This is a genomic window from Variovorax sp. Soil_C_26 (genome assembly GCF_057657075.1).
On sequence record NZ_JBDGJC010000001.1, the window covers coordinates 374,097 to 396,521 of the forward strand.

Annotated in this window: 25 protein-coding genes; 14 read left to right on the top strand and 11 right to left on the bottom strand. The window is 68.8% G+C overall.

All coding sequences use genetic code 11. The annotated features are described in order from the left end of the window. The first annotated feature begins 102 nt into the window (after positions 1-102). From pyrG to AC3A6G_RS01760, 8 genes are read left to right on the top strand one after another with little or no spacing between them, the layout of a single operon-like run. Positions 103-1,782, top strand: a complete 1,680-nt coding sequence (gene pyrG / locus AC3A6G_RS01725; protein ID WP_487857978.1) for a CTP synthase — start codon at positions 103-105, stop codon at positions 1,780-1,782. A gap of 55 nt (positions 1,783-1,837) precedes the next feature. Beyond that, entirely contained in the window at positions 1,838-2,695 is an 858-nt protein-coding gene (gene kdsA, locus AC3A6G_RS01730) for a 3-deoxy-8-phosphooctulonate synthase (protein WP_487872893.1), read from the top strand. Continuing rightward, complete coding sequence (locus AC3A6G_RS01735) at positions 2,692-2,982, top strand: DUF1330 domain-containing protein (RefSeq protein WP_487857980.1); 291 nt, start codon at positions 2,692-2,694, stop codon at positions 2,980-2,982. Before kdsA ends, AC3A6G_RS01735 begins: the two co-directional genes overlap by 4 nt. A gap of 44 nt (positions 2,983-3,026) precedes the next feature. Beyond that, positions 3,027-4,310 (top strand): phosphopyruvate hydratase, encoded by a 1,284-nt coding sequence (eno, locus tag AC3A6G_RS01740; protein ID WP_487857981.1) that lies wholly within the window; start codon positions 3,027-3,029, stop codon positions 4,308-4,310. 18 nt (positions 4,311-4,328) lie between these two features. Beyond that, positions 4,329-4,607, top strand: coding sequence for a cell division protein FtsB (ftsB, locus tag AC3A6G_RS01745; RefSeq protein ID WP_487857982.1), 279 nt, complete (start codon positions 4,329-4,331; stop codon positions 4,605-4,607). A 16-nt stretch (positions 4,608-4,623) separates the two neighbouring features. Beyond that, positions 4,624-5,247 (top strand): nicotinamide riboside transporter PnuC, encoded by a 624-nt coding sequence (gene pnuC / locus AC3A6G_RS01750; protein WP_487872894.1) that lies wholly within the window; start codon positions 4,624-4,626, stop codon positions 5,245-5,247. After that, on the top strand, positions 5,244-5,951 hold the full coding sequence (locus tag AC3A6G_RS01755; protein ID WP_487872895.1) for an AAA family ATPase: 708 nt from the start codon (positions 5,244-5,246) through the stop codon (positions 5,949-5,951). The genes pnuC and AC3A6G_RS01755 overlap by 4 nt, the downstream gene beginning before the upstream one ends. Then, on the top strand, positions 5,951-6,910 hold the full coding sequence (locus AC3A6G_RS01760; protein WP_487872896.1) for a hypothetical protein: 960 nt from the start codon (positions 5,951-5,953) through the stop codon (positions 6,908-6,910). The genes AC3A6G_RS01755 and AC3A6G_RS01760 overlap by 1 nt, the downstream gene beginning before the upstream one ends. Before the next feature lie 21 nt (positions 6,911-6,931). Here AC3A6G_RS01760 and AC3A6G_RS01765 read toward each other — a convergent pair whose 3' ends face one another. Then, the gene (locus AC3A6G_RS01765; protein ID WP_487857986.1) at positions 6,932-7,807 is read right to left on the bottom strand and encodes a helix-turn-helix domain-containing protein; all 876 of its coding nucleotides are present in this window, start codon (positions 7,805-7,807) and stop codon (positions 6,932-6,934) included. 105 nt (positions 7,808-7,912) lie between these two features. Between AC3A6G_RS01765 and AC3A6G_RS01770 the strand changes: the two genes are divergently transcribed. Both AC3A6G_RS01770 and AC3A6G_RS01775 read left to right on the top strand, forming a co-directional pair. Further along, the gene (locus AC3A6G_RS01770) at positions 7,913-8,704 is read left to right on the top strand and encodes an SDR family oxidoreductase (RefSeq protein ID WP_487872897.1); all 792 of its coding nucleotides are present in this window, start codon (positions 7,913-7,915) and stop codon (positions 8,702-8,704) included. A 29-nt stretch (positions 8,705-8,733) separates the two neighbouring features. After that, on the top strand, positions 8,734-9,597 hold the full coding sequence (locus AC3A6G_RS01775) for an NAD(P)-dependent oxidoreductase (protein WP_487872898.1): 864 nt from the start codon (positions 8,734-8,736) through the stop codon (positions 9,595-9,597). Positions 9,598-9,609: 12 nt separating this feature from the next. Here the strand turns inward: AC3A6G_RS01775 and hslO are convergent, their stop codons facing one another. Together hslO and AC3A6G_RS01785 are read right to left on the bottom strand one after the other, a co-directional pair. After that, the gene (gene hslO / locus AC3A6G_RS01780; protein WP_487872899.1) at positions 9,610-10,608 is read right to left on the bottom strand and encodes an Hsp33 family molecular chaperone HslO; all 999 of its coding nucleotides are present in this window, start codon (positions 10,606-10,608) and stop codon (positions 9,610-9,612) included. A gap of 30 nt (positions 10,609-10,638) precedes the next feature. Continuing rightward, positions 10,639-11,163 (bottom strand): gamma carbonic anhydrase family protein, encoded by a 525-nt coding sequence (locus tag AC3A6G_RS01785; protein ID WP_487872900.1) that lies wholly within the window; start codon positions 11,161-11,163, stop codon positions 10,639-10,641. A 36-nt stretch (positions 11,164-11,199) separates the two neighbouring features. Between AC3A6G_RS01785 and AC3A6G_RS01790 the strand changes: the two genes are divergently transcribed. After that, complete coding sequence (locus AC3A6G_RS01790; protein WP_487857991.1) at positions 11,200-12,015, top strand: ferritin-like domain-containing protein; 816 nt, start codon at positions 11,200-11,202, stop codon at positions 12,013-12,015. Positions 12,016-12,019: 4 nt separating this feature from the next. Here AC3A6G_RS01790 and AC3A6G_RS01795 read toward each other — a convergent pair whose 3' ends face one another. From AC3A6G_RS01795 to AC3A6G_RS01825, 7 genes are all read right to left on the bottom strand, one after another. After that, entirely contained in the window at positions 12,020-12,493 is a 474-nt protein-coding gene (locus AC3A6G_RS01795; RefSeq protein ID WP_487857992.1) for a MaoC family dehydratase, read from the bottom strand. Positions 12,494-12,531: 38 nt separating this feature from the next. Beyond that, positions 12,532-13,665 carry a thiolase family protein gene (locus AC3A6G_RS01800; protein WP_487872901.1) on the bottom strand — a complete coding sequence of 378 codons (1,134 nt, stop codon included), beginning with the start codon at positions 13,663-13,665 and terminating at the stop codon, positions 12,532-12,534. A gap of 92 nt (positions 13,666-13,757) precedes the next feature. Continuing rightward, the gene (locus AC3A6G_RS01805; protein WP_487872902.1) at positions 13,758-14,345 is read right to left on the bottom strand and encodes a TetR/AcrR family transcriptional regulator; all 588 of its coding nucleotides are present in this window, start codon (positions 14,343-14,345) and stop codon (positions 13,758-13,760) included. Between the two features lie 45 nt (positions 14,346-14,390). Then, positions 14,391-15,401: a Bug family tripartite tricarboxylate transporter substrate binding protein gene (locus AC3A6G_RS01810; RefSeq protein ID WP_487872903.1), complete on the bottom strand. Its 1,011-nt coding sequence runs from the start codon at positions 15,399-15,401 to the stop codon at positions 14,391-14,393. Continuing rightward, complete coding sequence (locus tag AC3A6G_RS01815) at positions 15,398-16,171, bottom strand: DUF72 domain-containing protein (RefSeq protein ID WP_487872904.1); 774 nt, start codon at positions 16,169-16,171, stop codon at positions 15,398-15,400. Before AC3A6G_RS01815 ends, AC3A6G_RS01810 begins: the two co-directional genes overlap by 4 nt. Before the next feature lie 78 nt (positions 16,172-16,249). Then, positions 16,250-17,161, bottom strand: a complete 912-nt coding sequence (xerD, locus tag AC3A6G_RS01820) for a site-specific tyrosine recombinase XerD (RefSeq protein WP_487857997.1) — start codon at positions 17,159-17,161, stop codon at positions 16,250-16,252. Positions 17,162-17,248: 87 nt separating this feature from the next. After that, entirely contained in the window at positions 17,249-18,223 is a 975-nt protein-coding gene (locus AC3A6G_RS01825; RefSeq protein WP_487872905.1) for a tripartite tricarboxylate transporter substrate binding protein BugE, read from the bottom strand. Between the two features lie 102 nt (positions 18,224-18,325). Between AC3A6G_RS01825 and AC3A6G_RS01830 the strand changes: the two genes are divergently transcribed. Further along, a complete protein-coding gene (locus AC3A6G_RS01830) occupies positions 18,326-19,243 on the top strand; it encodes an AEC family transporter (protein ID WP_487872906.1) in 918 nt (305 codons plus the stop codon). Here the strand turns inward: AC3A6G_RS01830 and queG are convergent. Then, positions 19,240-20,325, bottom strand: coding sequence for a tRNA epoxyqueuosine(34) reductase QueG (queG, locus tag AC3A6G_RS01835; RefSeq protein WP_487872907.1), 1,086 nt, complete (start codon positions 20,323-20,325; stop codon positions 19,240-19,242). The two genes, AC3A6G_RS01830 and queG, sit on opposite strands and share 4 nt — an antisense overlap. Between queG and tsaE the strand changes: the two genes are divergently transcribed. Beyond that, the gene (gene tsaE, locus AC3A6G_RS01840; protein WP_487872908.1) at positions 20,311-20,826 is read left to right on the top strand and encodes a tRNA (adenosine(37)-N6)-threonylcarbamoyltransferase complex ATPase subunit type 1 TsaE; all 516 of its coding nucleotides are present in this window, start codon (positions 20,311-20,313) and stop codon (positions 20,824-20,826) included. The two genes, queG and tsaE, sit on opposite strands and share 15 nt — an antisense overlap. Then, positions 20,823-22,400 (top strand): N-acetylmuramoyl-L-alanine amidase, encoded by a 1,578-nt coding sequence (locus tag AC3A6G_RS01845; protein WP_487858002.1) that lies wholly within the window; start codon positions 20,823-20,825, stop codon positions 22,398-22,400. Before tsaE ends, AC3A6G_RS01845 begins: the two co-directional genes overlap by 4 nt. Positions 22,401-22,425: the final 25 nt, after the last annotated feature.

Consider the following 22,425-nt stretch of genomic DNA (forward strand, 5'->3'; position numbering starts at 1 on the left):
GCCCGCCGCGAAGGAGATGCCGCTTGCGGTTCGCGGCAGCACGGGGCCGGCATATACAATCGCAATTTCCCACTGCCCGGATTTACAGCGTCCGGAACTGGCATGACCAAATTTGTCTTCGTCACCGGTGGTGTCGTATCTTCCCTTGGCAAGGGAATCGCATCCGCCTCCCTCGCCGCGATCCTTGAATCGCGCGGCCTCAAGGTCACCCTCATCAAGCTCGATCCGTACATCAATGTCGACCCCGGCACGATGTCGCCGTTCCAGCATGGCGAGGTGTTCGTCACCGACGACGGCGCCGAAACCGACCTCGACCTCGGCCACTACGAGCGCTTCATCACCACGAGGATGCGCAAGGCCAACAACTTCACCACCGGCCAGATCTACAAGACCGTGCTCGAGAAGGAACGCCGCGGCGACTACCTCGGCAAGACGGTGCAGGTGATCCCGCACATCACCAACGAGATCCAGGAGTACGTCAAGCGCGGCGCCGGCCTCGGCACCGCGCACGAGGTCGACGTGGCCATCGTCGAGATCGGCGGCACCGTGGGCGACATCGAGTCGCTTCCCTTCCTCGAGGCCGTGCGTCAGATGAGCCTGCGCATGGGCCCGAACAACTCGGCCTTCGTGCACCTGAGCTATGTGCCATGGATCGCCGCTGCCGGCGAGCTCAAGACCAAGCCCACGCAGCACACCGCCAAGGAGCTGCGCGCCATCGGCATCCAGGCCGATGCGCTGCTGTGTCGCGCCGACCGCCCGATCCCCGACGACGAGCGCGCCAAGATCTCGCTGTTCTCGAACGTGCCCGAATGGGGCGTGATCTCGATGTGGGACGTCGACACCATCTACAAGGTGCCGCGCATGCTGCACGAGCAGGGCCTCGACGGCCTGATCTGCGACAAGCTGCGCATCAACACCCCGCCGGCCAAGCTGCAGCGCTGGGACGACCTGGTCTACGAGGTCGAGCATCCGCAGCAGGAAGTGACCATCGCCATGGTCGGCAAGTACGTCGACCTGTCCGACAGCTACAAGTCCCTCAACGAGGCGCTGCGCCATGCCGGCATGAAGAACCATGCCCGCGTGAAGATCGACTACATCGATTCCGAGACCATCTCGGCGCAGGACGTCTCGCGCCTCGCCAAGTACGACGCGATCCTCGTGCCGGGCGGCTTCGGCCAGCGCGGCGTCGAAGGCAAGATCGCCGCCGCCCGCTTCGCGCGCGAAAGCAAGGTGCCCTACCTCGGCATCTGCCTGGGCATGCAGGTGGCCACGATCGAATACGCGCGCCACGTGGCGGGCCTCAAGAACGCCAACAGCACCGAGTTCGACCCCGAGACGCCCTGCCCCGTGATCGCGCTGATCACCGAGTGGAAGGACGCCGACGGCACCGTGAAGACGCGCGACGAGAAGTCCGACCTCGGCGGCACGATGCGCCTGGGCGCGCAGAGCTCCGACGTCACGGCCGGCACGCTCGCGCACAGCATCTACGGCGACGTGGTGACCGAGCGCCACCGCCACCGCTACGAAGCCAACGTCAACTACCTCGACCAGCTGCGCGCCGCGGGCCTGGTGATCTCCGCGCTCACGCAGCGCGAGCACCTGACCGAGATCGTCGAGCTGCCGCAGGACGTGCACCCCTGGTACATGGGCGTGCAGTTCCACCCCGAGTTCAAGTCCACGCCGTGGAGCGGCCATCCGCTCTTCAACGCCTTCATCAAGGCAGCGCTCGAGCACAAGGCGCAGAGCGCGGGCGGCGCAACGAACCTGAAGGTCGTCGCATGAGCCGCCGGGCCGCTCCCAAGGCGAATTCCGAAGTGCGCAGCACGGAGGTATCTCTATGAAACTCTGCGGATTCGACATCGGGCTCGACCAGCCCTTCTTCCTGATCGCGGGACCCTGCGTGGTCGAATCCGAGCAGCTGCAGATGGACACCGCCGGCACGCTGAAGGAGATCACCGCCTCGCTCGGCATTCCGTTCATCTTCAAGAGCAGCTTCGACAAGGCCAACCGTTCCTCGGGCACGAGCTTTCGCGGTCCGGGCCGCGACAAGGGCCTGGAGATCCTCGCCAAGGTCAAGCGCGAGCTCGGCCTGCCGGTGCTGACCGACGTGCACACCGAAGACGACATCACCGAGGCCGCCAAGGTGGTCGACGTGCTGCAGACGCCCGCCTTCCTGTGCCGCCAGACCGACTTCATCCGTGCGGTGGCGCAGTCGGGCAAGCCCGTGAACATCAAGAAGGGCCAGTTCCTCGCGCCGCACGACATGAAGAACGTGATCGACAAGGCGCGCGCGGCAGCCAAGGAAGCCGGCCTCGACGAAGACAGCTTCATGGCCTGCGAACGCGGCGCGAGCTTCGGCTACAACAACCTCGTCTCCGACATGCGCTCGCTCGCGATCATGCGCGAGACCGGCGCGCCCGTGGTGTTCGATGCGACCCACTCGGTGCAGTTGCCGGGCGGCCAGGGCACGACCTCGGGCGGCCAACGCGAGATGGTGCCCGTGCTGTCGCGTGCGGCCGTGGCCGTGGGCGTGGCCGGGCTCTTCATGGAGACGCACCCCGATCCCGCCAAGGCACTGAGCGACGGCCCCAACGCGGTGCCGCTCAAGCACATGAAGGCCCTGCTCGAAACGCTGCTGGCGCTCGACCAGATCACGAAGAAGAACGCTTTTCTAGAGGACACCTTTCAATCATGAGCAGTGGTTACGTCATCGCCCACGTCGAAGTCACGAACCCGACGCAGTACGAGGAATACAAGAAATGGTCGGGCGCCGCGATGCAGGCGCACGGCGCCGAAGTGTGCGTGCGCGGCGGCCAGGTCGAGGTGCTCGAGGGCGACTGGACGCCGTCGCGCATCGTGATCCTGAAATTCCCGAGCTTCGAGAAGGCCAAGGCCTTCTATGAAACGCCCGAGTACCTCAAAGCGCGCGAGGCGCGTGCCGGCGCGGCCGTGATGCGCATGGTCGCCGTCGAAGGCTTGTGAGCTATACCTGAAGAATTCGAGACTCCAAGGAAAGAGAAAAACGCATGAGTGCAATCGTTGACATCGTCGGCCGAGAAATCCTCGACAGCCGCGGCAATCCCACCGTTGAGTGCGACGTGCTGCTCGAATCGGGCACCATGGGCCGCGCGGCCGTGCCCTCGGGCGCATCGACCGGTTCGCGCGAAGCCATCGAGCTGCGCGACGGCGACAAGAACCGCTATCTCGGCAAGGGCGTGCTCAAGGCCGTGGAGAACATCAACACCGAGATCTCGGAATCCGTGCTCGGCCTCGATGCCAGCGAGCAGGCCTTCCTCGACCGCACGATGATCGACCTCGACGGCACCGACAACAAGGCCCGCCTGGGCGCCAATGCCACCCTCGCGGTGTCGATGGCCGTGGCACGTGCCGCGGCCGAAGAGTCGGGCCTGCCGCTGTACCGCTATTTCGGCGGCATGGGCGGCATGCAGCTGCCGGTGCCGATGATGAACGTCATCAACGGCGGCGCGCATGCCAACAACAGCCTCGACCTGCAGGAGTTCATGATCATCCCCGTGGGCGCGCCGAGCTTCCGCGAGGCCGTGCGCTACGGCGCCGAGGTGTTCCATGCGCTCAAGAAGATCCTGGGCGACCGCGGCATCAGCACGGCCGTCGGCGACGAAGGCGGTTTCGCCCCCAGCGTCGAGAGCCATGAAGCGGCGATCCAGCTGATCCTCGAGGCCATCGACAAGGCCGGGTTCGTGGCGGGCGAGCAGATCGCGCTCGGACTCGACTGCGCCGCCAGCGAGTTCTACAAGGACGGCAACTACGTGCTGTCGGGCGAGAACCTCACGCTGTCGGCCGGCAACTGGGCCGACATGCTCGCGACCTGGGTCGACAAGTACCCGATCATCAGCATCGAGGACGGCATGCATGAAGGCGACTGGGACGGCTGGAAGCTGCTGACCGATCGCCTCGGCAAGCGCGTGCAGCTGGTGGGCGACGACCTGTTCGTCACCAACACCAAGATCCTGCAGGAAGGCATCGAGAAGGGCATCGCCAACTCGATCCTGATCAAGATCAACCAGATCGGCACGCTGACCGAGACCTTCGCCGCCATCGAGATGGCCAAGCGCGCCGGCTACACGGCCGTGATCTCGCACCGCTCGGGCGAAACCGAGGACAGCACCATCGCCGACATCGCCGTGGGCACCAACGCGGGCCAGATCAAGACCGGTTCGCTCTCGCGCTCGGACCGCATTGCCAAGTACAACCAGCTGCTGCGCATCGAAGAAGACCTCGGCGACATCGCAAGCTACCCGGGCCGCGGCGCCTTCTACAACCTCAAGTAGCGCCCGTAGCCGGCGGCAATGCGCTCGCGACTCGCTCCACCCATCGTGCTGCTGCTGCTGCTGGTCATCCTGCAGTGGCAGCTGTGGAGCGGGCGCGGAAGCGTTCCCGAGGTCACGCAGCTGCAAGACAAGCTGACGGCGCAAAAGGATGCGAACGCCAAGGCCGCCGTGACCAACGAGCGGCTCGCCTCCGAGGTCAACGACCTCAAGGTCGGCCTCGAGATGGTCGAGGAGCGCGCGCGGCAGGAGCTCGGCATGGTGAAGCCGAACGAAGTCTTCGTTCAGGTGACCAGGTAACGCGCGGCCGCTGCCGATGCCCGAGTTCTTCTCGGCCCCCGCCTTCGCGCTCTGGGGCGCCCCGGTCAGCTGGCTCGAACTCGTGGCCGCCGTGCTCGCGCTCGCGATGGTCGGCTGCAACATGCGCGAGATCCACTGGGGCTGGCCGCTCGCGATCGTCAGCTCGCTGCTCTATGTGGCGGTGTTCGCCGAGGCACGCATCTACGGCGACGCCTCGCTCCAGGTGTTCTTCGCGGTCGTCGCGTTCTGGGGCTGGTTCCAGTGGCTGCGCGGCCACCGAGCCGACGGCAGCACGCTGCGCGTGAGCCGGCTTTCGCCGCGCGGCATCGCGCTGGCACTCGCCGCCTGCGCCATTGCATGGCCCGCGGTGGCACTGTTCCTGCGCCGCTTCACCGATTCCGACGTGCCCTGGTGGGACGGCTTCGCGACCGGGCTCAGCCTCGTGGGCCAGTTCCTGCTCGGGCGCAAGTTCATTGAAAACTGGCTGGTCTGGCTCGCGGTCAATGTGGTGAGCGTGGGCCTCTTCATCCACAAGGGCCTGTGGCTCACGGTCGGGCTCTACGCCGTGTTCGCGGTGCTCAGCGTGGCCGGCTTCCTGGCCTGGCGGATGCGCTTGCACGGCGGGGCCGCACGCGCATGACGCCCGTGCTGCCCGTCGGCTGCGTGATTGCGCTCGTGGGCGCCGAAAGCACCGGCAAGACCGAACTCGCACAAGCGCTCGCCGAGCGGCTGCAGGCCCGCGGCACGGCCGCCACCTTCGTGGGCGAATACCTGCGCGAGTGGTGCGAGCGCGAAGGCCGCACGCCGCGCCCCGACGAGCAACGGGCCATCGCCGACGAGCAGACCCGCCGCATCGAGGCCGCGGCAGCGTCTGGCGTCGTGGTGGCGGACACGACGGCGCTCATGACCGCCGTCTACAGTGAACAGCTGTTCGGCGACCCCTCGCTCTACCCGGACGCCCTCGCCGCCCAGCGCCGCTGCGCGATCACGCTGCTCACCGCGCTCGACATTCCCTGGGTGGCCGACGCGCTGCGCGACGGCGACCATGCACGCGAGCCGACCGACAGGCTGCTGCGCGCCGCGTTGTCGGGCGCCGGGCTGTCGTTCGCGGTGGTCCACGGCAGCGGAGGCGAAAGGCTCGCCAGTGCCTGGAATGCCATCCTTGCCAGCGCCGGGCACGAAGCGCCCGCCGGCCTGCGCGGCCAGGCCGAACCGACACCCGCCCGCTGGTCGTGGGCCTGCGACAAATGCTCGGACCCGGCGTGCGAGCACCGCCTCTTCAGCGAACTGCTCGAACGCCGCGGCGACCCGCCATCTTCCACCCCCCACAGTCCGGAGATCTGATGTCCCCCCACGTTTCTCGCGTCCTGCTGCTTGCCGCATGGCTGGCCACGAGTGCCGCAACGGCCGCCCCCGTGGCAGCCACCGTGGAAAACGGCACCACCCCCACCGCCTGCGCGGAAGAGGACAACGTCTCGCTGGTGCTGCGCGGCGAAGGCATCCGCCGGCTGCGCATCGAGGCGCTGCAGCCGGCCTATCTCGACAGCATCCGCACCGACACGACCGCGCCCGACTTCTCGAACTGCAATTTCGATGGCGGTGCCCATCCCACCGATCCCGCGCACAAGTTCGAGCCCCGCACCGTGGTGCTGCACGAGGACGCGCAGTGGCGCATCGTCGGCATGACGCTCGCTAGCTTCTGGCGGCCGCAACAGGTGCCGGTGCGCGTGGGTGCGCGCAAGGACCGCGGCTTTCACCTGCTGCAGGTGTTTCGCAAGGAAGACGGCAAGGCGCTCGAGGCGATGGTGCTCTACCCGGCCGACGGCTACTGGCGCATCAAGCCACTGCCCGAGGCCCGCTTCGGCGACGGCGTGTACGGCTCTTCGTTCCTGCTGGGCCCAGTCGAGCAGGCCGGCCGGCCGGTGGTGGACATCGCGTCGATCCGCATCGTTGCGCAGCCGCTGTCGATCCACCTGCGCTTCACGCGCGGCGGCAGCGCCGTGGTCAAGGCCACCGAGATCAGCCGCACGCGCACCGCGCTCGACGTGCGGCTTTCGTCGCCGACCGCGAAGGGGCGCCCGTTCGCGGCGCTGCGCTCGATGTACGTCGCGCCCGACAACGCCGACATGAGCGAAGTGCGCTGGCAGGCATCGCCCGAAGCCGCCGAGCAGGCGCTGCCGCTGCCCGACGTGAAGACGCTGGACGCCACGCAGTTCCGCTTCGGACGCAGCCTGCCCTCGAAGCACAACACGAGCGCGCCCGACATCCTGTTCGGCGGCTTCGACGACGCCGCCACGCGCTGAGCGCCGGCGCGCGGCCTTTAGCTAGCGCGCGCGCCGCACCTCGCCCGGCGTGGCGCCGAGCACGCGGCGCATGCAGCGCGCCATGTGGCTCTGGTGCGAGAAGCCGCTCTCCAGCGCGACGAGGCTCACGGGCAGTTCGCTCGTCAGCAGCAGGCTGCGCGCGCGATCGACGCGGCGATGCACCACGTATTCGTGCACCGGCAGCCCGGTGGAGCGCTTGAACTGCGTCTTCAGGTGCGAGGCGCTCAGGCCCGCCACCCCGGCCAGCGCAGCCAGTGACAGGTCGCCGTCGAGGTGGTCCTCGATGTAGGCCGTCACGCGCTGCAGCTGCAGCCGCGTCAGGCCCTGCGCGGCCGACTTTGCGGAGCGCACCGGACCGGTCGCGACCAGTTGCACCGCCAGCGCGGTGCCGAGGCTGTCGGTGTAGAGCCGGCCGTTCGGAAAGCCCGCGCGGCGCTCGGCGTCGAGCGCCCAGGCGATGTGCTCGATCTGCGGGTCGCGGAACTGGTGGCGCTCGCCGAGCCGTGCACGTTCGGCCGGCAGCCCCATCTCTTCGGCCGTGCGCTCGAGCAGCGCGGGCGCCATGCGCACCACCACCGAGGTGCTCGGCGATGCCTCGTGCCAGATGTCACTGGTGCCGGCCGGCACGATGTCGAGGTCGCCGCGCGTGTAGACGAAGCGGTGGTACTGGCAGGCGCCCGCGACCGGCGCGCCCGCATGCAGCTTGATGCGATGGTCGGGCAGTGCCTCGTAGGCGACCTCGCCGCCGGGCGTCTGCCGCAGGTCCACGCGCAGCCCGCCCGAGGGCGGCGGCGCGGCGAAGCCGTCGTCCGGCAGCACCACGTCGGACCCCAGGCCCGCGCCGCGGAAGTCGGTTTCCAGGTCGGTATCGCGCATCGAAACATTATCGGCCGCGGCCACCCCGCATGTCATCGGCCGTTTGTGCTCGCGCACGGCTGATCGTGCGCGACGGCCGGCGGCGCGATGCCGATCATCGCAGCCATGAACTCCACGAACCATTCCTCCTCCCTCGCGCCTTACGCCGGCAAGAAGGCGCTCATCACCGGCGGCACCATCGGCATGGGCCTTGCCACCGCGCAGGCGCTGCTCGACGGCGGGGCCGACGTGCTCGTCACCGGCCGCAATCCGCACAACCTCGAGGCCGCGCGCCGCGTGCTCGGGCCGCGCGCCCACGTGGTGGCATCGGATGCAGCCTCGCTGGCCGACATCGACGCCCTCGCGGCGCTGGCACGCGAGACGCTAGGCCGAATCGACCTGCTGCACATCAACGCGGGCATCTCGGCGCTGGAGCCCTTCGAGCAGGTGAGCGAAGCTGCCTACGACACGGCTTTCGCGGTCAACACCAAGGGGCCCTTCTTCACCGTGCAGCGCCTGGCGCCGCTGATGCCCGCGGGCAGCGCAATCGTCTTCACCTCGTCGATCGCCGACGAAGGCGGCATGCACGGCCTGAGCGTCTACAGCGCCACCAAGGCCGCGCTGCGTTCGCTCGCCTCCGGCTTCGCGGCCGAGCTCGTGACGCGGGGCATCCGCGTGAACGTGGTGAGCCCCGGCTTCATCGACACGCCGACCCTCGGCGTGACCGACGCCACCGCCGCGGAGCGGGCGGAATTCATGAACCTGGGCGACCAGATCACGCCGATGCGTCGGCACGGCAGCGCCAAGGAGGTGGCGCGTGCCGTGCTGTTCCTCGCCTTCGAGGCCACCTTCACCACGGGCGCGCGGCTCACCGTCGACGGCGGGCTCGGCCAGAACCTCACGCTCGCCGCCGGTTGAGCCCGGCCACGCGCAGAAAGAAGATGCACATGACAGACGTTTCCCTCATCGGCGTCGGCCCCATGGGCGTGGCGCTCGCGCGCGCGCTGCAATCGAAGTTCACCCTCACGCTGTGGAACCGCACCGCGGCACGCGCGCAGCCGCTCTTGAACCAGGGCACGCAGCTCGCGCCCGATGCGCGCGCGGCGGTCGAGGCAAGCCCGGTGGTGCTGGTCTGCGTGGCCGACTACGCCGCCAGCCGCGCGATCCTCGCCGCGCCCGGCATGGCCGAGGCGCTGCGCGGCAAACTGCTGGTGCAATTGAGCACCGGCACGCCGCAGGACGCGCGCGATGCCTGGGCCGCGGCCGACGGCTGCGCCTACCTCGACGGCGCCCTGCTCGCCACGCCGAGCCAGATCGGCCGGGCCGACACGCCGCTGTTCGTCTCGGGCGAAGCCCGCGCGCTCGAGGCGGCGCGGCCGGTGCTCGAAACCATCGCCGGCAACATCCTCTACATGGGCGAGCCCATCGGCAATGCGGCCGCGTGGGACCTGGCGACGCTCTCGTGCATGTTCGGCGCCATGAGCGGGTTCTTCCATGGTGCGCGCATCTGCGAATCAGAGGGCCTGCGCGTGGACGAGTTCGCGCGCATGATCGGCGCCATTTCGCCGGTGCTCGGCGAGATGATCCGCTCCGAGGGCGAGGACATCCACGCCAACCGCTACGGCGAGCCCGAAAGTTCGATGGCCACCTGCGCCGGCTCGGGCCGCCTGTTCGTGAAGCAGGCGCGCGAAGCGAAGCTCGACACGAGCTTTCCCGACTTCCTGATGCGGCTGTTCGAACGTGCGCTCGACGCGGGCTTCGCCAACGAGCGGCTCGCCGCGATGGTGAAGGTTCTGCGCCAGCCCGCGTGAGAAAGAAAGGCGTTACTGAACCACCGAGCTGCCCGGGATCTGGTCGCCGGGCGGCTTGAAGAGCTGCGCGGCATCGACCGCATCGAAGCGGTACTGCTTGCCGCAGAAATCGCAGCCCACCTCGATGTCGCCGCGCTCGGCGAGGATTTCCTCGGCTTCCTTGGCGCCGAGCCCGCGGATCATCTGGGCCACGCGCTCGCGCCCGCAGGTGCAGGCGAAGTGCGGGCCCGCCGGGCCGGCCTGCGGCTCGAAGCGCAGCAGCTTCTCTTCCCAGAACAGGCGCCGCAGGATGGTCTCGATATCGAGCGTGAGCAGCTCGTCGCGCGTGAGGCTCGAAGCGAGGATCGCGATGCGGTTGTAGTCCTCGTTGCGGCCGATCTGGTCTTCGTTGGCCTGGTCGTGGTCGCGGCCCGAGGTGCCTTCGAGGTTGGACCCGCCCTTCACCGGCAGGCGCTGGATCAGCAGGCCCGCGGCCACCTTGTCGTCGGCCGCGAGCACCAGCGTGGTGTCGAGCTGCTCGCTTTGCAGCATGTAGTGCTGCAGCACGTCGCTGAGCCTGCCGAGCTTCTCGCCCTCGTCGTCGAACAGCGGCACCACGCCTTGGTACGGGGTGGTGCCGGGCAGCTTGTCCTTGGGGTCGAGCGTTATAGCGCAGCGGCCCTTGTTTCCCACGTTGACCATCTCGGGCAGGCGTGCATCGGCCGGCAGGTTGCCGATCACCTTGGCGGTGGCGCGCAGGCTCAGGTCGGGCATCGCCTCGGCGACCGCGACCTTGACCGGGCCATCGCCGAAGATTTGCAGGATCAGCGCGCCGTTGAACTTGATGTTGGCCTGCATCAACGTGGCCGCGGCCGTCATTTCGCCGAGCAGCTCGGCCACGGGCGGCGGGTAGGCGCCGGTGGCGGTGTTGGAGGCGCGCCGCGCCAGGATCTCCTGCCACGCATCCGTCAGGCGCACGATCATGCCGCGCACCGGCAGGCCATCGAACAGGAATTTGTGCAGCTCGCTCAAAACGGATTCTTTCTGTGGGGCCTGCGCAGGTCAGGCGATTTTCTTGAGGCCCTTCGCATAGCGAACGGCGTTCTGTACGTAATGGTCGGCGCCATGGCGCAGGCGGGTAGCGTCCTCGTCGCTGATCGTGCGCATCACTTTCGCGGGCGAACCGAAGATCAGGGAATTGTCGGGAAACTCCTTGCCCTCGGTCACGACGCTGCCGGCACCGACGATCGAGTTGCGGCCGATCTTCGCGTTATTCAAGACCACCGCCTGGATGCCGATCAGCGAGTTGTCGCCGATGGTGCAGCCGTGCAGCATGACCTGGTGGCCAATGGTGACGTTCTCGCCGATGGTGAGCGGCGAGCCCGGGTCCGAATGCAGCATCGACATGTCCTGCACGTTGCTGTTGCGCCCGATGGTCATGGTTTCGTTGTCGCCGCGCAGCACCGCGCCGAACCAGATGCTCGCGTTCTCGCCCAGCTGCACGTTGCCGATCACCTCGGCACTGTCGGCGACCCATGCGCCGCTGCCGAGCTTGGGTGCAATGCCGTCGAGTTCATAAATCGCCATCGTGGGGTCTCCGGGGCCAAAACTAGAATTGTAGGGATGCACCCCCGATTGAGCGCCCTGGCCGCGCTGCGCCTCACCGATCCCGAACAGAAGGTGGCGGCAACGCGCGCGACCGTTGCGCTCGCAGCTACCGAATCCATAGCACCGATACCCATTCGCACGGCAGGCGACGACACCGGCGTGCCGGGCCGCCCCGAGCGCCCGCTGCGCGTCAGCGCGACCGAGGTGCAGAAGCGCTCGCCCTTCACGCCCGAAGGCCGCGCCGCGCTGGTCCATTCGATCTGTCACATCGAGTTCAACGCGATCAACCTCGCGCTCGATGCGGTGTGGCGCTACGACGGCATGCCCGAGTCCTACTACCGCGACTGGCTGCGCGTGGCCGATGAGGAAGCGCAGCACTTCACGCTGCTGCATGCGCACCTGCAGGACATGGGCTGGCGCTACGGCGACTTCCCGGGCCACGACGGGCTCTGGAACATGTGCGAGAAAACGAAGGACGACGTGCTCGCGCGCATGGCGCTGGTGCCGCGCACGCTCGAGGCCCGCGGCCTCGACGCCACGCCGCTGATCCAGGCCAAGCTGCGGCGCGTGAACACGCCCGATGCGTTGCGCGCGGTCGAGATCCTCGACATCATCCTGCGCGACGAGATCGGCCATGTCGCGATCGGAAACCGCTGGTACCGCTGGCTCTGCGAGCGCGCGGGCCGCGACCCCGAAACGAGCTATCCCGAGCTCGTGGCGCACTACGATGCCCCGCGGCACAAGCCGCCGTTCAACCTCGAGGCGCGCAGCCGCGCCGGCTTCAGTGACGAGGAACTGCGCGCACTGGCTGCGGGCACGGGCAAGGGCTGAAGCGCTACGCCGGCCGAGCGTGCACCACGAGCTTCGGCCTGAAGTCCTGCAGCACCTCGCCGTGCTGGTTGCACGTCTGGCAGTGCATCGTCACCATCGCGCGGCCGGGCTTGCTGCGCGAAGGCGCGATCTCGACCACCTCGCTCACCACATGCAGCACGTCGCCCGGTCGCGTCGGCTTCGGCCATTGAAGCTGGCCGCCTGAACCGATGATGCCGTCGGCGAGCGGAACGCCGCTTTCCACCAGCAGCTTCATCGTCAGCGCCGCGGTGTGCCATCCGCTCGCCGCAAGGCCACCGAAGAAGGTGGCCTTCGCGGCCTCTTCGTCGGTATGGAACGGCTGCGGATCGAACTGCGACGCAAAGGCCTTGATCTGCGCGGCATCCAGCGCATGCTCGCCGCTTCGGAAACGGTCGCCGACCGACAGGTCATCAAGGTAGAGCTTGCGCGCCGCGCCCGCTTCAGGAATTGCAGCCATGGGGCCTCCGTGTGGTGATGGTCGCCATTCTCGGGCGATCAGGCGCGCTCGAGAATGGTCGCGATGCCCTGCCCGCCGCCGATGCACTGCGTGGCGAGCGCATAGCGGCCGTGCTCGCGCGCAAGCAGCGAAGCCGCCTTGCCGGTGATGCGCGCGCCGGTCGCGCCGAGCGGATGGCCGATCGCGAGCCCGCCGCCATCGAGGTTGATCTTCGCGGCATCGAGGCCGAGCTCGCGAATGCAGGCCAGCGCCTGCGACGAGAACGCCTCGTTGATTTCGATCACGTCGAGGTCGGCCGCAGCAAGGCCCGCGCGCGCGAGTGCCTTGCGGGTCGCAGGAATCGGGCCGATGCCCATGATGGCCGGGTCGACGCCCACGGTCGCAAACGAACGGATGCGCGCGAGGGGCGTCAGGCCGTGCTTGGCGGCGAAGGCGTCGCTGGTCACGAGCACCGCCGCCGCGCCGTCGGTCAGCGGCGACGAGGTGCCGGCCGTCACCACGCCGTCGGGCCGGAACGCGGGCTTCAGGCTCGCGAGCGCTTCGGCCGAGGTCGTCGGGCGGATGCAGCCGTCGGCCTCGACCTGCTCGCCCGACGCCACGCGCACCGGCACGATCTCGCCCGCGAGCCGGCCCTCGGCGCGCGCGGCGGCGGCCTTGCGGTGCGATTCGACAGCGAACGCCTCCTGGTCGGCGCGGCTCACCTGCCAGCGCGCGGCCACGTTTTCGGCCGTCTCGCCCATCGAGATGTAGGCATCGGTGCCGGCTTGCAGATCGGGGTGTGGCGAGAAGTTGAAGCCGCCCTGCGGCACCATCGTCATCGATTCCACGCCCACGCAGAGAAACGCCTCGCCCATGCCGGCCTCGATCTGCGCCGCGGCGATGTGCACGGCCTGCATCGACGAACCGCAGAAGCGGTTGACCGTCATGCCGCCCACTTCATGCGGCAGCCCGGCCAGCAGGCCAACGATGCGCGCGAGGTTGTTGCCCTGCGACGCCTCGGGGTAGGCGCAGCCCAGAATCACGTCCTCGAGCAGCGCGGGGTCGAGGTCGGTGCGCTGCAGCAGGCCCCGGACCACGCCGGCGGCGAGCGTGTCGGGGCGCACTTCGGCGAGCGCCCCCTTCTTGGCGAAATGGAATGGCGAGCGGGCATAGGCAGATATCACGGCTTTCATCGGAGACTCCTTCGTTGCAACAAACCTACCATCCAATCGGTAGGCACTCTGGGCCAAAAAATGGGCGCACTGCGCCCGCTGTATTGCCCGCCTCAGGCGGACAATGAACTCCTGAGCTGGGCGATGGCCTCGTCGAAGTCCTCAGCCCGTCCCGTCATGCGCGAAGCAAGCAGCGCACCCTGGCAGACAGAGAACACATAGGCCGCCAGCGAAGCGGCCGACGGCGCGCCTGGCGTCTGCCGCTGCTGCGGCGCCAGCGCGCCCAGCACGCCTGTCAGCCACAGCACCTGCGTGTTGCGCAGGTCCTGCACGGCCTGGCGCAGCTCGGACTCGATGCAATCCCAGCCCGGCGTGAGTGCCCCCGCCGGGCACATGCCCGAACCCGCCTTGAGCGTGTTGCGGTACATGCGGAAATAGGATTCGAGCGCCTCCTTCGGCGCACGCACCCGCGCTGCGTCCCAATCCTTGAACTGCTGGGTCGCCTGGCGGATCACCGCGATGCCGAGCGCTTCCTTGGTCGGAAAGTGGTGGTAGAGGCTCGCCTTGCGAATGCCGATGGTGTCGGCCACGTCCTGAAAGCTGAAGCCCAGGTACGAGCGCGTCTCGATCAGCGACCGTGCCACCGCGAGGATCTGCTCGCGGGTGCTGCCGGTGGCAAGGGCGGTAGCTCTGGTGGACATCTACCTACTATAAGGTAGGGAATGGCGAGCCTGCAAGCCGGAGGGTCAATCGGCCTTGATGTTTGCCGCCTTGACGATCCGAGCGTTGCTCTCGAACTCGATCGCGATCTCCTTCGCGAAGGCGGCCGGGGTGCCGCCGGTCGGCACGTTGTCGGTGGCAGTGAGCTTGGCGCGCAGTTCGGGGCTTGCCAGCGCCTTGTTGATCTCGGCGTTGTAGCGGGCCACGAGGGCGGGCGGCATCGCACCCGGCGCGAAGACGCCGAACTGCGAGCTGATGTTGGCCGCGTTGAAGCCGAGTTCGCCGAGCGTGGGCACCTGCGGCAGGCTGTCGAGCCGCGCCGGGGCGCCGACTGCGAGCGGGCGCAGCTTGCCCGACTGGATGTGCGAGGTGAGCGTCGGGCTGGCATTGGTCGAGAGAATCTCGAACTGCCCGCCGAGTGCGTCGTTGAGCTGTTGGCCGCCGCCCTTGTACGGCACGTGCGTGATGTCTACGCCCGTCGCGGCGCGCACCTGCTCGAGCACGATGTGGCCGAGCGAGGCCGGGCCGGAGGTGGCCCAGCGCACCGCGCCGGGCTGCGCCTTGGCCTCGGCGACCAGTGCGCGGAAATCGCGCGCCTTGCTCGCGGGCGTGGCGACCAGCAGCACGGGCGAATACATCACGCTCGCGACCGGCGCCACGTCCTTCAGCGGATCGAAGGGCAGCTTGCCCAGGTGCGGGCTCAGCACCAGCGGGCTGATGGCCGAGAAGCCCAGCGTGGCGCCGTCGGGCGCGGCCTTGGCAACCGCGTCCATGCCGATCGCGCCACTCGCGCCGGCGCGGTTCTCGACCACCACGGTGACGCCCATCTGCGCCGCGAGCCGGTCGCCGAGCGCACGTGCGACCACGTCGCTGACGCCGCCCGCCGGGTAGGCGACGATCAGCTTCAGCGTCTTGGGCGGTGCGGGCGCGGTTTGCGCGGCCGCGGCGCCGGACAGGAGCGTGCCGGCCGCAGCCAGCAGGGCGAGCACGGCGGTGCGCCGCGCAGGGGAGGAGGAGGAAGAAGAAAGTTCTGTCATGTCGCGCGGGATTCTGCCGCATCGGCGACGCGAAGCCGGCGGGCCAGCGTCATCGCGTTGCCCACCGCTTCGCCGCCAGCGGTGTTGTCGAAGATGCACCAGCACTGCACGCCCTCCTCGCGCGCACGCTGCAATCGCTCGGCGAGGCGTGCGAGCAGCGCATCGTCGTAGGCCGACCAGTAGCGGCGCGGCGAACCGTGCAGCCGCAGGTACACCAGCGCGGGCCAGCCGCCGGGCGCTGCCGCCTCGTCGAACAGCACCGGGTCGGCCAGCACACGCGCTACGCCAAAGCGCGCGAGCAGGGCGTCGACGGCTGGCGCAAACCAGCTGCGGTGGCGCGGCTCGAGCGCCACGCCACCGGCATGCCTGCGGCGCAGCGCCGCCAGGAAACGCTGCACTGTGCGAGGCTCGAATGCCAGGCTCGGCGGCAGTTGCACGACGAGGCAGCCGAGCTTCGCACCCAGGCCTTCGACCTGCGCCAGGAAATCGTCGAAAGCCGGCATCGCGCCGGCGAGCCGGCGCTCGTGGGTGATGGCCTGCGGCAGCTTGACGGCAAAGCGAAATCCCTCGGGCGTGGCGGCGGCCCAGCGCGCGTAGGTCTCGGCGCGGTGCGGGCGGTAGAAGGAACTGTCGATCTCGACGGTGTCGAAGCGCTGGGCATAGCGCGCAAGGTGCGACCCCTCGGCAGGAAAGTGCGGCCACATCGCGCGCGGCAGGCTCCAGCCTGCGCAGCCGATGCGTGCGGGGTCGGCGGGAATGGCCTGGTGCATCCCCGCATGGTAAGCACGCGGCGTGCAGCGACGCCGACATCTTCACTTCGGCCCACGCGCCGTGCCCGGCCGAGTGGATCAGCCGCGCGGATGGTGCTGCGCATGCAGCTGCTTGAGCCGTTCGCGCGCCACGTGCGTGTAGATGGTGGTGGTCGAGATGTCGGCATGCCCGAGCAGCAGCTGCACCGCACGCAGGTCGGCGCCGTGGTTCAGCAGGTGGGTGGCGAACGCATGGCGCAGCGTGTGCGGCGACAGCGGCACATGGATGCCGGCCGCGGTGGTCTGCTTCTTCACGATCATCCAGAACATCACGCGCGTCATGCCCGCACCGCGTGCGGTCACGAACAGGTCCTGCGTCTGCTGGCCGCCGAGGATGTCGGGCCGCGATTCCTCGAGGTAGCGCTCGATCCAGCGCCGCGCCTCGCCGCCGAAGGGCACGAGCCGCTCCTTGCTGCCCTTGCCGAGCACGCGCAGCACGCCGTCGTTGAGGCTCAGGTCGGTAACCTTGAGCGAAACCAGTTCGCTCACGCGCAGCCCGCTCGCGTACATCAGCTCGAGCATCGCGCGGTCGCGCAGCCCGAGCGGCGTGTCGACGTCGGGCGCGGCGAGCAGGTCGTCGACCTGCTTCTCCGACAGCGTCTTCACCGCGCGCGGCATCTGGCGCGCCGGCGCGAGCCGCAGGCTCGGATCGGCCACGATGCGCCGCTCGCGCAGGGCCCAGCGGTAGTAGCGCTTGAACACCGTGAGCCGCCGGTTCGCGGACGTGGCCTTGCCGCGCGTGGACAGGCGCGCACCCATGTAGGCCTGCAGGTCGCTCTCCTTCGCCGCCTCGAGCGCGAGTCCCGCACGCTCCTTGTGCAGCCACTGCGCGAACAGCGCTAGGTCACGCCGGTAGGCGGCAAGCGTGTTCTTCGACAACCCGTCCTCGAGCCAGAGGGCGTCGATGAAGTCGTCGATTCCACGGGTGGGCGGGGCGGCGGCCTCGGTCATGGCGGCAAGATAGCAAAAAGAAAACGGTGAAGAACAAAAGAAAAGGGCCACCCGTGCGCGGGCGGCCCTTTTTTCAGGCGAGGCGGATCATTCGAGCTTGAGCTTCTGCTTTACGACCACCTGCTTGTACACCTCGTACTCGGCCTTGATCTGCGCGGCGAACCGCTCGGGCGTGTTGGCCACGATCAGCGAGCCGGTGTCCTCGATGCGCTTCTTCACTGCCGGATCTTCGACCGCCTTCTTCACACCGGCGTTGATCTTGTCGACCACTTCCTTCGGCACGCCCTTGGGGCCGAGGATGCCGTAGTAGGCCATGCGGTTGACGGGCTCGAGCCCGACTTCCTTGAAGGTGGGCACGTTCGGCAGCGCGGCGAGGCGCTGCGGCGCCGACACCACGATCGGCACCAAGCGGCCACTCTGGATGAAGGGCATCGCCGAGGGGATGTTGTCGAAAATGATCGGCACCTGGCCCGCCACCACGTCGTTGAGCGCAGGGCCCGCGCCGCGGTACGGGATGTGCGTGACGAAGGTGTTGGTGAGGCTCTTGTAGAGCTCCATCAGCAGGTGGCCGATGCCGCCCGTGCCCGACGACGCGTACGAATACTTGCCGGGGTTCTTCTTCAGCTCGGCCACGAACTCGGCGTAGTTCTTGGCCGGGAAGCTCGGGTTCACCGCAATGATGTTCGGCGTGGCCGCGATGTTGATGATCGGCGTGAAGTCGTTGATCGGGTCGTAGGGGACCTTCGGGTTGATGGCGGGGTTGGCCGCCGTGCTCGAGACCGTGGCCACGCCGAGCTTGTAGCCGTCAGGTGCCGCGCGCGCCGTCTCGGCCGCGCCCACGATGCCGCCGCCGCCGGCGCGGTTGATCACCACCACGGGTTGGCCGAGCACCTTGCCCAGCGGATCAGCGATCACGCGCGCCACGATGTCGGTGGTGCCGCCCGGCGCGAAAGGAACGCTCAGTTCCACCGGTTTGGTGGGATAGCCCTGGGCAAAGCTCTGGCCCGTGGCCGCGAGCAGCGCGGCAGCACCCACGATGGCGCTCCATTGACGACGTTGCATCTATAACTCCTTGATTGACTGTGGTCGAAAAAGCAAAGCCCCGGATGCTAGCCGCAGCACGCGCCGCCCTGTGCTGTGGATTACCCATGGTTTCTACGGTTTATGCTCGAAGCGGTGAACTTTGCACAGCTGCTCTTCCCGGATTTCTCGCTCATCGCCATCGGTTGGCTACTTTGCCGCTACACCGCGCTGGACCGCCGCGTCTGGGACCAGGTCGAGAGCCTCGTGTACTACTTTCTATTTCCGGTGCTGCTGTTCCACTCGATCGTGCGCAGCCCGCTCGATTTCGGCGCCACCTCGAGCCTGCTCACGGCCGGCGTGGGTGTCGGCGTCTGCGGCATCGCGATGGCCTACGCCCTGCCCTTCGTGCCCGGCCTCGGCCGGCACATCGACCGGCGCGACCACGCGGCCAGTGCGCAGATCGGATTCCGCTTCAACTCCTTCATCTGCCTGGCGCTCGCCGAGCGGCTTGCCGGTCCGCAGGGCTTGCTGCTGATCGCGGTGCTCATCGGCGTGTGCGTGCCGATGTTCAACATCGCCGCCGTCTGGCCGATGGCGCGGCATGCCAAGGCCGGCTTCGCGCGGCAACTGGTGCGCAACCCGCTCATCGTCGCCACGCTCGCCGGGCTGCTCGCCAACGTGCTGGGGCTCACCGTACCGAACTGGGCGACGCCGACGCTCACGCGCATCGGTGCCGCGTCGCTCGCGCTCGGCCTCATGGCCGCGGGCGCGGGCATGCAGTTCGCAACGCTGGGACGCGGCAAGGCGCTCGCGGTATCGGTGCTCGCCATCCGCCACCTGTTCCTGCCGCTCGTGGCCTGGGGCCTGTCGCATGCACTGCGCCTCGACGCGACCCAGGCCGCGGTGCTGATGGCGTTCTCGGCCGTTCCGACCGCTTCGAGCGCCTATGTGCTCGCGGCGCGCATGGGCTACAACGGGCCGTACGTGGCGGGGCTGGTGACGCTGTCTACGCTGCTGGGGGTGGGGAGCCTGCCGTTCGCGCTGGCGCTGCCGCGCTAGGCAGCATCGGCCCCGGCGCCTTGCGCAAGCCCCCACGCCACATGCTCGCGCACCAGCGCGCTGGCATCGTCCGCGCGCGTGGCCAGCGCCTCGGCGGCGCCCGGTTCGCCGGCGCGCAGGGCGTTGCCGAGGGCCACGGCAATGTTGCGCAGCCAGCGCTCGTGGCCGATGCGACGGATCGGGCTGCCTTCGGTGCGGCGCAGGAACTCGTCCTCTGTCCAGGCGAAAAGCGTTGCCAGCGTCTGGCCCGTGAGCCCTTCGCGCGCATCGAAGTCGGGCAGCACGCTCTTCTTCGCGAATTTGTTCCAGGGGCAGGTCAGCTGGCAGTCGTCACAGCCGTAGATGCGGTTGGCCATGAGCGGGCGCAGTTCGAGCGGGATCGCGCCGGCATGCTCGATGGTCAGGTACGAGATGCAGCGCCGCGCATCGAGCCGGTGGGGCGCGACGATGGCCTTTGTCGGGCACACGTCGATGCAGGCGCTGCAGCTGCCGCAATGCGCGCTCACCGGGTCGCTCTCCGGCAGTGCCATGTCGACGTAGATCTCGCCGAGGAAGAACATCGAGCCCGCGTCGCGATCGAGCACCAGTGTGTGCTTGCCGCGCCAGCCCTGGCCGCTGCGCGAGGCGAGCTCGGCCTCGAGCACCGGCGCCGAGTCGGTGAAGGCACGGTGCCCGAACGGCCCCACTTCCTCGGCGATGCGCTCGGCGAGCCTGGCGAGCCGCGTGCGCATCACCTTGTGATAGTCGCGGCCACGCGCATACAGCGAGACGATCGCCTCGCCGGGACGCGAGAGCCGATCGAACTCGATCGCCTGCCACTCGCCCTCGGGCGTGTCGCGCGGCAGGTAGTCCATGCGCGCCGTGATCACGCTCACGGTGCCCGGCACCAGCTCGGCCGGCCGCGCGCGGCGCGTGCCATGCGTTGCCATGTATTTCATCTCGCCATGGAACCCATGGGCCAGCCATTGCATCAGACCGGCCTCGGCGCTCGACAGATCGACGCCCGCGATCCCTATTTGGGAGAATCCGAGTTCCCGGGCCAAGGCCTGAATACGAGCAACGAGTGGATGGCTGACGATCACTTGCCGATTGTAGAAACGCAAAAGACCCCGAACGCCAGCCGCAATTTGCACTGGCAAAGCGAGGACGACACCGCCGCCTTTGCGCGCGCCCTCGCCGCCGCCCCGGCGCTGCGCGATGCCTTCGTCGCACTGCACGGCGACCTCGGCGCGGGCAAGACCACCTTCGTTCGCCACCTGCTGCGTGCGCTCGGCATCGACGGCCGCATCAAGAGCCCGACCTACGCCGTGGTCGAGCCGCACGAGGCGCCCGATGGGCTCGCCATCTTCCACTTCGACTTCTACCGGTTCAACGACCCGCGCGAATGGGAGGACGCGGGCTTCCGCGACATCTTCGCCGGACCCGGACTCAAGCTCGCCGAATGGCCCGACAACGCCGCCGGCCATATACCGGCTGCCGACCTCGCTATTAAAATAGAAGCAATGACCGACGAAACCCGCCACGTGACCCTTCTTGCGAACACCCCCCGCGGCAGCGCCCTGCTGGCGCAGACCGGCGCATGAAGGCGAGCGGGCTGAAGCGGCGCGTGCTGCTGCAGGGCGGCAGCGTCGCGCTGATGCTCGGCGTGCACCAGATCGCGCGCGGCGCCACCATCCTGGCAGTGCGCGTGTGGCCCGCGGCCGACTACACGCGCGTGACCATCGAATCCGACGCGCGGCTCAAGTCGCAGCAGCTGGTGGTCGGCAGCCCGCCGCGGCTCGCGGTCGACATCGAGGGCATCGACCTCAACCCCGAGCTGCGCGAACTCGTCGGCAAGATCAAGCCCGGCGATCCCTACATCAACGGGCTGCGCGTGGGCCAGTACGCACCGAAGGTGGTGCGCATCGTGTTCGACCTGAAGCAGGCGGTGGTGCCGCAGGTCTTCTCGCTCGCGCCGATCGCCTCGTACAAGCACCGGCTCGTGCTCGACCTGTACCCCGAGCAGCCGGTCGACCCGATGGAGGCCCTGATTGCCGAACGCCTGCGCGACGCGCCGCGCGGGCGCGGCAACGGCAGCAACGATGCCGCCGTCGCAGCGGCGCCCCCGGCCGCGCCCTATGCCGGCTACACCGGCCTGGCCCCCGACGGGGGGCCACCGATCCTGGTGCGGCCGTCGCCGAACGTGCCCGCGCCGCCCCTGCCGCGCCCGCCGGTTCCGCCGCCGGTGCCGATGCCTGTGCCTGTGCCGGTCATGCCGCCGCGCCCGCCCGCCGTCGCCAATGCGCCAGCGCAGGCCGATCCGCTCGGCGAACTGATGGCGCAGCAGGCCACGCGGCCCGCGCCTCCCACACCGCCTGCGCCTTCGGCACGCCCTCCCGCGGCACCGCCGCCCGTGGCCGTGGCGCGCAGCGGCGCGACCGCGAACCGCACCGACCGCATCATCATCGTGGCGCTCGATCCCGGCCATGGCGGCGAGGACCCCGGGGCCATCGGTCCCAACGGCACGCGCGAGAAAGACATCGTGCTGCAGATCGCGCACCGGCTGCGCGACCGCATCAACGCGAGCAGCGTCAACGGCAACCCGATGCGCGCCTTTCTCACGCGCGATGCCGACTTCTTCGTGCCGCTGCGCGTGCGGGTCGACAAGGCGCGGCGCGTGCAGGCCGATCTCTTCGTGAGCATCCATGCCGACGCATTCACCACGCCCGCCGCCCGCGGTGCAAGCGTGTTCGCGCTGAGCCAGAGCGGCGCGTCGAGCAGCGCCGCGCGCTGGCTCGCGAACAAGGAGAACGACGCCGACAAGGTCGGCGGCGTGAACGTCGGCAACCACGACGTGCAGGTGCAGCGCGCATTGCTCGACATGAGCACCACGGCCCAGATCAACGACAGCCTCAAGCTCGGCGGCGCGATGCTCGGCGAGATCCGCGGCATCGGCGCGCGGCTGCACAAGCCCCGCGTCGAGCAGGCCGGCTTCGCGGTGCTCAAGGCCCCCGACATCCCGAGCGTGCTGGTCGAGACCGCGTTCATCAGCAACCCCGAGGAAGAAGCCAAGCTGCGCAGCGCGAGCTACCAGGAAGACCTTTCCGATGCGCTGATGCGCGGCATCCAGCGCTACTTCGCGCAGAATCCGCCGCTCGCGCGCAGCCGGCAGCTTTGAAGGCGCGCCCCGCCCTGCCGTCCCA